The 13,288-nt window shown below is 49.3% G+C and carries 10 protein-coding genes and 2 tRNA genes; 3 read left to right on the forward strand and 9 right to left on the reverse strand.

Going from position 1 to position 13,288, the window contains the following annotated elements:
- Positions 1-233: 233 nt before the first annotated feature.
- From SU32_RS07480 to SU32_RS07490, 3 genes are all read right to left on the reverse strand, one after another.
- On the reverse strand, positions 234-1,232 hold the full coding sequence (locus tag SU32_RS07480) for a PAS domain-containing protein (protein WP_144421069.1): 999 nt from the start codon (positions 1,230-1,232) through the stop codon (positions 234-236).
- A 235-nt stretch (positions 1,233-1,467) separates the two neighbouring features.
- Positions 1,468-1,541 (reverse strand) — tRNA-Gly (locus SU32_RS07485).
- 35 nt (positions 1,542-1,576) lie between these two features.
- A tRNA-Tyr gene (locus tag SU32_RS07490) sits at positions 1,577-1,661 on the reverse strand.
- Between the two features lie 165 nt (positions 1,662-1,826).
- On the opposite strand from SU32_RS07490, the gene SU32_RS07495 reads away from it, so the two are divergent.
- Both SU32_RS07495 and SU32_RS07500 read left to right on the forward strand, forming a co-directional pair.
- A complete protein-coding gene (locus SU32_RS07495) occupies positions 1,827-2,684 on the forward strand; it encodes a TrmH family RNA methyltransferase (RefSeq protein WP_053998740.1) in 858 nt (285 codons plus the stop codon).
- 147 nt (positions 2,685-2,831) lie between these two features.
- Positions 2,832-3,488: a YiaD family glycine zipper/OmpA-like lipoprotein gene (locus SU32_RS07500; protein ID WP_053998741.1), complete on the forward strand. Its 657-nt coding sequence runs from the start codon at positions 2,832-2,834 to the stop codon at positions 3,486-3,488.
- Between the two features lie 61 nt (positions 3,489-3,549).
- Here the strand turns inward: SU32_RS07500 and SU32_RS07505 are convergent, their stop codons facing one another.
- The 4 genes from SU32_RS07505 to SU32_RS07520 form a co-directional block, all read right to left on the reverse strand.
- The gene (locus tag SU32_RS07505; protein ID WP_053998742.1) at positions 3,550-3,843 is read right to left on the reverse strand and encodes a hypothetical protein; all 294 of its coding nucleotides are present in this window, start codon (positions 3,841-3,843) and stop codon (positions 3,550-3,552) included.
- A gap of 199 nt (positions 3,844-4,042) precedes the next feature.
- Positions 4,043-5,224, reverse strand: a complete 1,182-nt coding sequence (locus tag SU32_RS07510; RefSeq protein ID WP_160316299.1) for an OpgC family protein — start codon at positions 5,222-5,224, stop codon at positions 4,043-4,045.
- Positions 5,217-7,028: a glucans biosynthesis glucosyltransferase MdoH gene (gene mdoH, locus SU32_RS07515; protein WP_082376548.1), complete on the reverse strand. Its 1,812-nt coding sequence runs from the start codon at positions 7,026-7,028 to the stop codon at positions 5,217-5,219. Before mdoH ends, SU32_RS07510 begins: the two co-directional genes overlap by 8 nt.
- A gap of 180 nt (positions 7,029-7,208) precedes the next feature.
- Complete coding sequence (locus tag SU32_RS07520) at positions 7,209-8,837, reverse strand: OpgD/OpgG family glucan biosynthesis protein (RefSeq protein ID WP_053998744.1); 1,629 nt, start codon at positions 8,835-8,837, stop codon at positions 7,209-7,211.
- Positions 8,838-9,037: 200 nt separating this feature from the next.
- Between SU32_RS07520 and SU32_RS07525 the strand changes: the two genes are divergently transcribed.
- Positions 9,038-10,690 carry a thiamine pyrophosphate-dependent enzyme gene (locus tag SU32_RS07525; protein WP_053998745.1) on the forward strand — a complete coding sequence of 551 codons (1,653 nt, stop codon included), beginning with the start codon at positions 9,038-9,040 and terminating at the stop codon, positions 10,688-10,690.
- A 4-nt stretch (positions 10,691-10,694) separates the two neighbouring features.
- Here SU32_RS07525 and SU32_RS07530 read toward each other — a convergent pair whose 3' ends face one another.
- Together SU32_RS07530 and SU32_RS07535 are read right to left on the reverse strand one after the other, a co-directional pair.
- Entirely contained in the window at positions 10,695-11,459 is a 765-nt protein-coding gene (locus SU32_RS07530) for a hydroxypyruvate isomerase family protein (RefSeq protein ID WP_053998746.1), read from the reverse strand.
- Positions 11,460-13,283 carry an ABC transporter ATP-binding protein gene (locus SU32_RS07535; protein WP_053998747.1) on the reverse strand — a complete coding sequence of 608 codons (1,824 nt, stop codon included), beginning with the start codon at positions 13,281-13,283 and terminating at the stop codon, positions 11,460-11,462.
- Positions 13,284-13,288: the final 5 nt, after the last annotated feature.

The following is a 13,288-nucleotide window of genomic DNA, read 5'->3' on the forward strand; positions in this document are numbered from 1 at the left end:
GCTTATTGCGCTCAAACTTTTCCTTGGCCATGTCAAATCCTATTGTTCTTGGCTCAAACTTTGGGGTAAGCCCCGGCTATCGCCGCGATTTAAGGTGTTACCATAACTTTCGCAAGGGGAAAGTTGCGAAAGACACACTATGCTACGCCATTTAATGTACGAAGGAGCATTCAAGCCCGTCTGTCACGCCAGAATTATGTAAGACCTATGAGCCTTGATTGATAAGTTCTTGTCTAAATTGGAAATTCTACTGTGACAATCAGACCAGCGAACTGCCAGTCAAAAGTGATTTGTCCGTCAACGGCTCTGATAAGCTTGAGAATAATGTCAGAACCGCTGGTACGGCTTGGCTTAGTCACCGCAGGGCCACCGGTTTCTGTCCAAACGAATACCAGCTTTTCACCATCAGCATCGCCAACTTTGCGCCACTCCAGTTTCACAGAACCATCAAGATTGCCCAAGGCGCCGTGCTTTACTGAGTTTGTTGCAAGTTCATGCAAAGTCAGCACAGTACATGACACCAGTCCTACCGGAAGCACAATGTCGGTACCGTCTAATTCGAACTGCCTGTCGCCATCGGGCGCATAAGCTGAGAGAATCGAAAGCGCGAGATCTTCAAACGTTGCACTTTCTTCTTCAGAACCGGTGATCGTATCAATATGCGCATCACTTAGCGCGTGCAGCCGCTCAATAACGAGGGCGCTGAAATCTTTAACGCTGAGCTCTTCTTTTCCGGTAAGCCGAATGATCACAGCCATAACATTGATAATATTACGCAGCCGGTGAACAAGCTCACGGTCAGCAAGATTCTTTAACCGCTTTTCCTCAGCCTTTTTCTCCGTGATATCCAACTGAGAACCGAAGAAGAAAGCCAGCTTGCCATCATCATTATAAATTGGACCAATCTGCAACGCGTTGATGAAAGTAGAACCGTCTTTTCTATAATTCAAAATCTCGATTGTGTCTGAACGCTCAGCATCAATAGCATTTCTAATATGCGCCACACTTTCCGGCGTGGTTTCTTCGCCTTGAAGCATACGGCAATTATTACCTATGACATCGCTCTCGCTGTAACCGGTTAAGTCAAAAAAGGCTGTGTTAGCGAAAACGATGGGATTATCCGACTGATTCGGATCTGAAATACAAAGCGGAATTCGCGCATTACGAACAGCGGTCAACATAGCTTCATTGCTGTTAAGCGTGACACCGCTGAAATGTTCAATTATATTCAAGCCGACTCCTTCGGATTATTCACCAAGTAGGAATGTCGGCCTTCTGACACCGAAATTGACACTGGCTAGCGCTGATAAATGTTTTGATCCAGTAATGGATGCCTCAGCTTTATAACTATTTGTTTGGACTATGACATTGTTCGATAAATCAAACAACAAATATAAAGGTACCTACCCGAAGGTGGCAATGTAAACTGGAAAGCAAGACAAGCGGTAAAGTACAAAGGCTCAAGCTTGGAGCGGGTAGCGGGAATCGAACCCGCATATTCAGCTTGGAAGGCTGCTGCTCTACCATTGAGCTATACCCGCGGGAAGCTTAATCAAAAGCCGGACTGACACGCCGATGGTGGAGGAGGCTGGATTCGAACCAGCGTACGCTAAGCGAACGGATTTACAGTCCGTCTCCTTTAACCACTCGGACACTCCTCCATCTGGCGGTGCCAAGTCGTTGCGATATGATGCAACGGCCGCCTTATGAAACCGGTCGCGGTCGCTGTCAACATGGAGTTGCACTCAAAGCAGCGATTTATCATCTTTTTTTGCGAAACAGTGCAATTGTCTGGCGATAAAAAGTAAAGGCACTATAAGGACGCAATGACAAACAGTAAAAAAACAAAAAGTTCAAAAGACAGCCATTACGCAAAACTGCGGCGTCAGTTTCGTGATAAAAAAGCTGGCGTTGACCCGAACGACCCGAAAACCTTTCGCCCGCGCCCGCATCAGGAAGCAGAGCGCGTTCCCGAAGGGCGAATCTATTTATTCGGGTTGCACACCGTGCGCGCAGCATTGGAAAACTCCGAGCGCAAGATTCATACGATGTTTGCAACCGACAATGCGCTCACCCGCCTTGACATCACAAACCCTTCCGATCTGCCTTTTACGGTAGAAATCACGACACCAAAAATATTGGATTCCAAAGTCGGTAGCGATGCCGTGCATCAAGGTGTCGTGCTGGAAGCCGATCCCCTCGCCCCTAAACATCTCAATGACCTCGACCGGTCAGATCTATTGCTTGTATTGGATCAGGTCACAGACCCGCACAATGTTGGCGCGATCATGCGTTCGGCCGTCGCGCTTAATGCTGGCGCACTGATCACAACCAGCAGACACAGCCCGCAAGAATCAGGAACACTGGCAAAGTCGGCCTCCGGCGCTTTGGAACTGATTCCCCATATTGAAGTCCGTAACTTGGCCAATGCGCTTGGTGAACTGAACAAAATGGGGTTTCAAACTGTCGGCCTTGATTCGGAAGGACCGAATATTATTGAAGAATCACTTCAGGGAAAAAAACTGGCTATTGTTTTGGGTGCGGAAGGCAAAGGCCTGCGCCAGAAAACAAGAGAAACAGTCACAACTCTTGCAAGACTCGATATGCCGGGTGCAATAAAATCACTCAACGTTTCAAATGCCGCAGCCTTGGCGCTCTATGTTGCCCGAAAAAAACTCGGTTAGCTGTTAACGTATCACTAACAAGCGTATCGCAAGTTGAACGGATTAGGACTGAACGAAGCAATATTATGCGATGGTTTCGCAATTTTGCCTTTTTTGTTACTATTGCCTAACCTTAGAATTCCTACCTATTGCCACGAGGGGCACATAATGAACAAATCCACTATCTTAACTGCGTCTCTAACGGCATTGCTGTTCACAGCAGCTTGTACAACAGATCCGTTTACTGGCGAGCAGCAGATTTCCCGTACTGCGGGCGGCGCAGGCATTGGCGCAGTCGCCGGCGCGGCACTTGGCACACTGGCAGGCGGTGATGACCGTCGCAACGCATTGATCGGCGCAGGTATTGGCGCTCTGGCTGGCGGCGGCATCGGTGCCTATATGGATCGTCAGCAAGCTGAGCTTCGCGCTCAACTGCAAGGAACAGGCGTTTCCGTTACCCGGGTTGGCAACAATATTGTTTTGAACATGCCATCGAACATTACTTTCGCAACCGATCAGGATTCTATCAGTTCAGGATTCTTCCCGACACTTAACTCTGTTGTTCTCGTGCTGAAAAAATACAATCAGACATTGATCGACGTTTATGGACACACAGATTCAACAGGTGATGACGGTTATAACCTCGGCCTTTCACAGCGCCGCGCGCAATCAGTGGCGAGTTACTTGTCGAGCCAAGGTGTTAACGGTCAGCGTTTCGCCGTTCAAGGCTTTGGTGAAACCCGCCCTATTGCTGACAACAGCACTGACGCAGGCCGTGCACAGAACCGCCGCGTTGAAATTCAGCTGGTTCCATTGTCACAGTAATTAAGACGATAATTCCTATTAGAGCCGCGCTTTTTAAGCGCGGCTTTTTTTGTTCGGGGCTTTAAACTTCTTTGTCGGCTTCCAGCTCACCGGCCTCACGCGCCCGCATTTCTTCAATATCATCAGCAATCAGCGCCAGATGCTGCTCAATCAGCGATAGATTCGCAATCAAGCCGCAGATCAGCGCGGCGGCAATCAATCCTGCAACTACACCCAAACCTGCACCAAATGTGAGATTTTCTCCGGCCCAATAGGCTGTCCGGTATCCGAAATATCCACCTAGAACGACAATAAGAACACCTATTGCAAGATTAAGTGCTTCCAGTGCTTCAGCAAGTACCCGTGAAAACCACATGCTAAAATCTCCAATTATTTTGACTTTTGATAGCGAGAATTCAAATCCGCAACAAGCATGTTTAATTATCGCATTTGGCTGAAGGCATTAAAACGCAATGAAAGCAATTGGTTTTAACTTTAGGATCAAGTACTTGCTGCCATCTTCAACCCGTTAAAGGCCATTACGAGCACCAGCATCAATGTACCTACACGATGCCTTACTTCGGGCGCGCCACTAATGCATTTTTGGTGAAGGCGATCAAATACAAGACAATAAACCCGCCGCCGATCAAAACGGTATCCAGCACAAAGTCCACCTCGCCGCCATTTTTGATAACCTGCAAAGCGATATCAATCACTGTGCCGCTGGCAAAAATAGCAAGCCCATACTGACCAAACAGAACGAGGGGCGCGGCGAACTTTGTTTCACACATCGCCGTAACTTGCGGAATTACTGATATCACATAGGCAAGCGATAATATGTGCAAAAGCCGTGGCATCGAGAGAAATGTCTTATCGAAACTTGTGATCCAGTAAGGCAAGCCCAATTCGTATAAACCCCTGAGCGTACTGTTGCCGAGTTTGGATAGAAAACTCCATTCTTTCCAGACCAGTGAAAAAAGCAGATAGCCGCCGCAGACTATCACCAAGGGCCAGCTAAACGGAATAAACCGCTTGCCTTCACGCAAATGCAATCCGGTCAGAAGGCCCAGCACAAAAAGCAACTGCCAGCAAAACGGATTGAAGAACCAGCCACCCTCATTGGGATAGGCTGGCAAATTGATGCGGAAATGCGCGCTTAAAGCCCAACCAAGAACAGCGAACAAAGCGAGAGCGTAAGGATGCTTTCGCCCCACCAGAATGAAAAACGGTGTCGCCAATAGTAGAACCATATACATCGGCAAAATATTCACGTAGCCCATCTGGTGCCCGAGCGTGACAAATCCCACGATCGTTTTTAGGGGTGTGCCCCACAGCGCTTTCAAATTATTTTTGAATAGCGGATCCACAATCCCGAAAAGAACAGCGCCTGCTGCAACAATACCAATGGCTAAAACCGTAATAACCAGATGCGTTTGGTACAATTGCCACGCCCTGCCCCAAACTTTCGCAACTGCCCGCCAGAGCGAAACCCGCGCAAAGACAGCCCCATAGGCAATGCCTGCCGCCATGCCCGACATAAGCACAAAACCTTCGGCTGAATCAGAGAAACCGAAATTCCGGTTCGTGAAACGCTCATAAAAATTATTGGGCAGATGATTGATAAAAATCATGCAAAGCGCGAGACCCCGAAAAAAATCGAGCCGGAGATCGCGCTTTGATTTTGTTTTAGCCACGATTCCGGCTTCCAAACCGGCTTTAAGCTTTTCGCTTTGCGGCAAATTTGACGGGCTATGCAAATGCGTTACCCTTATCGGCACCATCAGCAGGCAACACTTCGTCTAGACCGGCACCTTCAGACCCTGCTTTCTCCCATGATGACAAAATACGCTTATGCCTGGCAACAACTTCAGGCAATTCTGCCTCGGTGGGAACATGGAAAGTCGATGATTGAAAGCTTTGACCTGTTTTCCAGATCACCAACGGTGCCAGCACGAGCGGAGTTCCTACCGGGCTAAGCCACCAGATCAAAGATGGTGAGAAATAATAAACAGCAACAAATAGTCCGATACCTATGAGTGAAATCCAGTAACTGGCATCGTAAGCTTCACGGAAAGTTATGGCCTCTTGGTCGCGGCTGGTGGCGGGCCAGCCACCATCAATACCGGAGAGAACCTGAAAAACGGAGCGCGTCTGGTAAGCAAGCAAAATAGGCGCGTTGAAGCTTGATGTTAGAAGTTCGACAAATGTCGACCATGTAGCATCAACCCCGCCGCCGAAATATTTCGCCCGTTGTTCGCGCACCGCGCCGACAACAATAAGCACTTTTGGCAGGACAAGAAGTCCCACAATGCCGAATGCCAGAGCGAGTGCATTATTGGTATAGTCGCTCGGAATGACTGGAAAGAACAATGTTTCCGGCGGGAAATAATCAATTTCAGGCTGCGTTGCTGTTGCCTGAATATTCGCGATGAGAAACGCCACCCAAAGCACGGGCGCGATATAACTCATGATACCTTGCAGAAACACAAACCGGCTCCATGCCTTTAATTTTGGTGCGCCAAGAAGGGCCGCATGTTGCAAATTACCCTGACACCAGCGCCGGTCGCGTTTTGCATATTCAATGATATTTTCCGGCCCCTCTTCGAACGACCCTTCAAGATCGCAGTCAAGCCTTACGCGCCATCCGGCACGGGCTAGAAGCGCTGCTTCAACATAGTCATGGCTTAAAATGGTCCCGCCGAACGGTGCTTTTCCCGGTAGCTCTGGCAAGCCGCATGAATTGGCAAAAGCCGATACGCGCACCATTGCATTATGGCCCCAGAATGGCCCTTCATCACCCTGTAAAGTTTCTTGGCCCCGTGCAAAGATCGGCGAAAAAAAACTGGCCGAAAACTGCATTGCGCGGCCGAAAAAAGACTTCGCATTAATGATCTTGGGAAGCGTTTGTAAAAGGCCAAGCTGCGGATCGGCCTCCATGCGGCGCACCATCTCAACGATCGTGCCTGCATCCATCAGACTGTCAGCGTCAAGAATAAGCGCAAAATCATAGGCACCGCCGGAACGCTCGATGAAATCTTTTACATTGCCAGCTTTGCGTCCCTTGTTCTGCAATCGGCGCCGGTAGAAAATACGGCCCGTTGCATCACGTGTTTCAATCAGCTTTGCGAACCAAAGTTTCTCCTGCTCGCCAACATCATCATTGGTTGTGTCGGATAAAATAGCAAAGTGAAACCGGCTTGAAAGCCCTGTCTCGGCAAGCTCTGCATCCATGGCGGCAACCCGCGCAAATGATGTTGCCGGATCTTCATTATAGACCGGCATCAAAATAGCGGTTTTGCTATTGATTGGTGCCGACGAAAAAGGAACGGACTTAACAGTTAAGGCACGAACAAGCCCGACCATGCCAAGCACAGCTCCCCAACAAAGCCACATCGTCGTCAGAAAGACCAGAAAAGAAAGAACCAGATCAATCAGGCGCAAGCCATCAGCCGCACTGAATTGCAACAAAAGAAATGCGGCAATTGCACCTGAAATAACACTGATCAGTGCGGCGACAACACGGAATTTGCGCGTTGTCGCACGCGAATAATGCGCAGCCATTTATTCAGCCATTTGCTGTTTTGCGGCCAACAATTCCGAACCAGTTAAAGCGCGGCAATAGTGAACGTCGACGCTCCAAATTCTGGATTGGCATCATAAGGGGGGCGTCAGGTAGAGCACCTTGGTCAAGAATATCAGAAACTGAATTCATTGTGCTCACGTTACGATTAACTTGGGAGGTCATTGGTCTCGAGTCCATTGGAAATGCCAAACTTCGCTTAGCTTGCTGTCGTAACCTGCAATATGGGCGGTTAGTTCCAGCAGCAACTCACTTTTTGAATCAAGATCAAAGACAAGTCGCCACAAATCTTTACCGGAGACTTTGAACAGCACGACGTTTTTGATCTCACCGGCTGACGACGTTACAATAGGCTTGATAGGCAGCTCTTTGTCGGGGTCATATGGCAGGCTGGCGATGCTGCCACCGGCAAAATCAATGACAAATTTGCGCACATTGGTATCAGGGTCAGACACACCGGAAAAACCGCCGACCCCGCTGCGTGTGGCATCGACAAAGGCCAGCTCTGATGTTGACTTCGGCGGTAATCCGCCCCAATGCAAACGGTATGCAAACGTCAATTCATCACCAGCTTTCGGTGATTTATCGGGCGACCAAAAAGCACCGATATTATCATCGGCTTCAATGTCGGCCGGTATTTCTAACAGCCTGACCGAACCAATTGGCCAGTCGCCGATGAGTTCGACACGTACAGACGGGCGCTCGTGATAGCGCGCACCAACATCTTGGAAATCATCAAATTCGCGGGCTCTTTGATAAAGTCCGAACGCCTTCAAATTGTGTTCAGAAAAATAAGAAAGGCTCAACCGCTTGGGGTTTGAAAGCGCCCGCCATGCTTTATCACCGTTCTTGCGCTCAATAAGCAGGCCGTCACTGTCATGAACCTGCGGACGGTAATCATCAAAGTCCGAACGATTTACATGCGAATACAGGAACATTGAAGTCAGCGGCGCAATACCAAGCTGTTTCACATCTTCTCGGAAGAACAGCTTACATTCGACATCCATAACAGTATCTTCGCCCGGATCGACGACGAACTTGTACGCACCGGTAACCGACGGACTGTCCAAAGCCGCATAAAGTGTGATCACGCCAGAATTCGGCGCCGGACGCTCAACCCAAAAGCCGGTAAAGCGCGGAAATTCTTCTCCGGTCGATAGACCGGTATCAATACTCAAGCCCCGCGCGGACATGCCATAAGCATTTCCGCGGCCAAGCGCTCTGAAATAGCTGGCACCGACAAATGCCATCAGTTCATCGAACTTATCCAAGCGGTTTAGCGGGTTATTGATCCTGAATCCGGCAATGCCGGGCAGCTGCATATGCGGATCAATTTTTGTTTTCATGCCTTCATAATATTTGAAGTCATCGGCGCTGAAACTGATCGGACGGGCAGCCCCTTCATTGACTTCATAAAGCGCTACCGTCTCTCGGTAGAGCCATCCAGGGTGGAAGCCATGCAATTGGAATTGACTATCCTTGTCATTCCAGCGCGCGCGCTGGGGATTAAACTGAATCTTACGATAGTCATCATAATTAAGTTCACTGAAAGGCTCACCTAACTGAGCAGGTTTTACATAGTCCTGCTTTGCCAGCGCCCTCATTTGATCAGTTAAAATCTCAAACGAGAAAGGTTCCTGGGCTGTAATTGAAGCTTCGTTTTCATCATCTTCAGCAATCGCTTTTGATGAAAATGCCAGAGTGGTAGAGGCAGCAAGGGCAGCAATAAAACCGCGCCGCGACAAAGTCGACTGGCGCAAAGAATTACGGTCAAACGTATTAGAATGCATGAGAGTCCTGAAAGTTAGGGCAACCAAATGTGCGAACGCACAATGGGAAGTTTGGTTCCCGCGCCTATCTAATCTTCTATCAACAGTTTGAATAGATAGAATTTGCTAGCCGCGAAACTTTATTCACTATTGTTCTTGTTTCGAATTCGCATCAAACTTTGTAAGAAGTGAGGCAAACGGACATAAAGATTGTGAATTATATGAACGAAACAGCCACAAAGATTCGTGCAGCAGATCATTTAGTTGACCAACTGATTGCGCAGGGAAGCTCACACATCTTCGGCGTCCCCGGTGAAAGCTATCTGCCCGTTCTGGATGCACTGTATGACCGAAGCGATTCGATACATTTTGTCACCTGCCGACAGGAAGGCGGCGCGGCCATGGCGGCCGATGCCCATGGAAAATTAACAGGCCGCCCGGGCATATGTATGGTCACGCGCGGCCCGGGTGCAACAAACGCAAGCGCCGGTATTCATGTCGCCTATCAAGATTCCACACCGATGATTGTTTTTATCGGACAGGTTGCCCGTAATATGCGTGAACGCGAAGCCTTTCAGGAAATCGATTTCCGGCGCATGTTCGGCCAAATGGCAAAGTGGATTGCTGAGATCGATGATGCTTCGCGTATTCAGGAATTTGTCTCACGCGCTTACCGCATAGCGCTTTCGGGCCGCCCTGGCCCTGTGATTTTATCACTACCCGAGGACATGCTCTATGACATGGTTCAAGCGCCAACAGCGCCGAGGCGCGTCGAGACAGCCAGATTCGGGCCAAGCAAAAGTACAATGGGCGAATTAAAAGCACAAATTGCCCAAGCGAACCATCCGCTAATAATGGCTGGCGGTGGCGGCTGGACTTCCGCTGGAATTGCAGCTTTGAGCGAATTTTCTTCTAAACAAAGCCTTCCGGTAGCAGTGTCACTGCGCTGCCAATCGCTTATAAATAGCAATCACGCAAATTATATTGGTCATTACGGTGTCGGCACACCTGCCTATCTGCAGGATGTAATGGCAAAAACCGATCTTCTTATTGCGATTGGCCCGCGCTTGGGAGAAATGACAACCAATGGCTACACCCTGCTGGATAGCCCTGTGCCGCAGCACAAGCTTGCGCATGTGTTCCCGCAGGCCGAAGAAATCGGTAGGGTTTATGAACCTGAGATTTCCATTGTGTCCGACTTGGAAAGTTTTTGTGTTGAAGCCGCTGAATGGTCACCGATAGCGCCTGAAAAATTCGGCAGGCTAGTCGCGGAGCTTCGTTCACAATATGAGGAGTTCAGCAGACTGACCTCTGTTCCCGATGATCCGCTCGCCCCCTATTTCGCGCATATGACCGAGGTCCTACCTGAAGATGCTATTTTATGTAACGGCGCGGGTAATTATGCCGGTTGGCTGCATCGTTTTTACCGCTATCGTGCAAAAGGTTCGCAGCTCGCTCCGACGTCCGGCTCGATGGGCTACGGCCTGCCAGCGGCGGTAGCCGCCGCCATTACAGAACCGGAACGTGAAGTATTTGCCATCGCAGGCGATGGCTGTTTCATGATGACCTGTCAGGAACTGGCAACGGCTGTCCAGCACAATCTAAGGCTTACAATACTGGTTATCGACAATGGCCGTTATGGAACAATTCGCGCACATCAGGAACGCGAATATCCGGGGCGAAAGTCAGGAACCGATCTTACAAATCCCGATTTTTGCGCGTTTGCAAAATCATTCGGAGCAAATGCTGAAAAGGCGTGCAATCTTGATGAATTTGCCGGTGCACTTGCAAAAGCGCGCAGCAGAGGCGGCGTTAATCTGATTGAGATACCGATGGACCGGTCTTATCTGTCACCCGGCAAAAAGCTGGACTGACGCGTTATAAATAGCGTTTTAGCCAATCAAGACTCTGCTCGGTTGAACCATTCGGCTTATACTCGGCACCGAGCGGTCTGTTATAGCCTAGCCCGTCAATCAACTTAAAAAGCGGGTCAAAATCAATATCGCCGCTGTCGGGCGGGCCACGGTCAGGCACACCCGCAAATTGTATATGACCAATGTAAGGCATCAGGTTTCTGATTTTATCCTCGAGCGCACCTTCCATTAACTGGACATGATAAAGATCGAGCATGATTTTGATATTTGCAGCGCTCACCGCTTCGAGAATGCCCACAGCCTGCCCTGTTGTTGAAAGAAAATATCCAGGCGCATCTTTGGTATTGAGCGGTTCGATCAATATAGTGATGTTGTGTTGAGACGCGCGTATGCAAGCATAACGAAGGTTTTCGACAAAGGTTCGCTCTGCCAGCGCCCCGGCTGCACAGCCGGCCATTACATGTACCGTGGGGCAATCAATGGCAGCTGCATAGTCGATCGCCTGGTCGATTACGCTTCTTGCTTCATCAACACGGTCAGGCAACGCACAAAGGCCATTATCGCCATTATCAACGTTCCCTCTGCGTGTGTTGATACCGATCATTTCGATATCATTTTCAGCAAGCGTTCTTTGAACAAGGCTAGTAGGCACATCATACGGAAAGTGACACTCGACCGCATGAAAGCCAGCCAGCTTCGCCGCTCTGATAGCATCAGGCAGCGGAAGCTCGGTCCATAGAAACCCTAAATTTGCAGAAAATCGCGGCACTTACTCATTCACCAGCAAGGTTTCAATCGGATCATGTTCCGCAACGAAATGATTGTCTCCATGATCAATCAAGCGCGGACGGTAATCCGATTTTTGCGCATTGTTCAGGACTTCCGATTTTGACGGCATGAAACGAAGACGCGCCGCTGAATCAAGCGGAGAGGATAATTCACCTTTCAATTTAAGGCGCTTACGTGTTCGCTCCACTTCAGGGTCCGGAATAGGCACAGCCGATATTAGCTGCTTGGTGTAAGGATGCTGCGGATTATCAAACAGCGCGTCACTTGTCGCCAGTTCAACAACATTGCCCAGATACATAACAAGAATACGGTCTGAAATATTGCGCACAACAGATAGGTCATGGCTGATAAAGATCAGCGACAGGCCCATGTCTTTTTGCAGTTCACGAAGCAAATCAATGATCTGGGCCTGAATAGAAACATCGAGCGCCGATACAGCTTCGTCACAGATCACCAGCTTCGGGTTCATGATAACCGCACGCGCAATGCCCACCCGCTGGTTTTGGCCGCCCGACAGTTCATGCGGATAACGGTTGATCATGGATTTAGGCAGACCGACACGGTCCATGATCGCCTCAACCTTTGCACGACGCTCCTCGCGCGATAGTTCGGGGGCAAAAATACGCAGCGGCTCCATGATGGACGAACCGATAGTCATCGACGGGTTAAGGCTTGCCATCGGGTCCTGAAACACAATTTGCAGGTCTTGGCGGGCTTTTTTCATCTGGTCAGCGTTCATACCGATCAGGTCAGAACCAAGCCAGGAAACCTCACCCTCCGAGGTTGACAATAACCGCAAAATCGCCCGCGCCAGCGTTGATTTTCCGGAACCGGATTCACCGACAATTCCGAGTGTTTCGCCTTTTGCCAGATCAAAGCTAACGCCATCGACTGCCTTCAAAACGCTTTTACGCGCAAAAAGGCCGTTGAAGATGTTGAACTCAACTTTCAGATTATCGACATTTAAAAAGTGGTCTTTGGCCGGCTCTTTTACCGGTTTGGTTTCACTGTCTCTGGGTGCGTCAATGCGGGGCATCGCATCCAGCAACATGCGCGTATATTCGGTCTGCGGGTTGGAGAAGATATCGTCCACCGCTCCCTCTTCCACATATTCGCCGTGGCGCATCACCTGAATGCGGTCACACATGCGGGCAACAACACCCATATCATGGGTGATCATCACGATTGCCGTTCCCTGCTCGCGGCGTAGTTCATCCATAATATCCAGAATTTCAGCCTGAATAGTCACGTCCAAAGCAGTTGTCGGTTCATCCGCGATCAATAGATCGGGATTACACAACATCGCCATCGCAATCATGACGCGCTGGCGCATACCGCCCGAAAGTTCAAACGGATACTGCCTCAAGCGACGCTTGGCTTCGGGAATATGGACCCGCTCCAGCCATTCCAAACATTTTTTATCTGCTTCAGTGCCACTCAGCTTCTGGTGAAATTTTAAAACTTCACGCATCTGGTCAACGACCCGCATATGCGGGGTTAGTGACGTCAGCGGATCCTGAAATATCATTGAGATTGAAGAGCCACGGATTTTATTCAACTCTTTCAAGGGCAAATCGAGAAGGTTTTGTCCCTTAAAATTTATTTCTCCGCGCGCCTTACCATTCTTGGAGAGCAGATTCATTGCCGCCAAAAATGTCTGACTTTTTCCTGAACCGGATTCACCGACCACACCAAGACATTCACCCGGATTAATGTGGCAATTAATACCGCGAACCGCGTTCACGGTCCCGTCTTCGGTGGCAAAATCAACATGAAGGTCTTTTACAGATAATAATTTTGTCATGGCTG

Origin of the sequence: Ahrensia marina (genome assembly GCF_001293565.1) — a bacterium.
Classification (GTDB): domain Bacteria; phylum Pseudomonadota; class Alphaproteobacteria; order Rhizobiales; family Rhizobiaceae; genus Ahrensia; species Ahrensia marina.

Bases quoted from the DNA above. Each gene is read 5' to 3' on its own strand.
- SU32_RS07495 (WP_053998740.1), top strand. From the start codon at position 1,827: ATGACAAACAGTAAAAAAACAAAAAGTTCAAAAGACAGCCATTACGCA.
- SU32_RS07500 (WP_053998741.1), top strand. From the start codon at position 2,832: ATGAACAAATCCACTATCTTAACTGCGTCTCTAACGGCATTGCTGTTC.
- SU32_RS07505 (WP_053998742.1), bottom strand. From the start codon at position 3,843: ATGTGGTTTTCACGGGTACTTGCTGAAGCACTGGAAGCACTTAATCTT.
- mdoH (WP_082376548.1), bottom strand. From the start codon at position 7,028: ATGGCTGCGCATTATTCGCGTGCGACAACGCGCAAATTCCGTGTTGTC.
- SU32_RS07520 (WP_053998744.1), bottom strand. From the start codon at position 8,837: ATGCATTCTAATACGTTTGACCGTAATTCTTTGCGCCAGTCGACTTTG.
- SU32_RS07525 (WP_053998745.1), top strand. From the start codon at position 9,038: ATGAACGAAACAGCCACAAAGATTCGTGCAGCAGATCATTTAGTTGAC.
- SU32_RS07535 (WP_053998747.1), bottom strand. From the start codon at position 13,283: ATGACAAAATTATTATCTGTAAAAGACCTTCATGTTGATTTTGCCACC.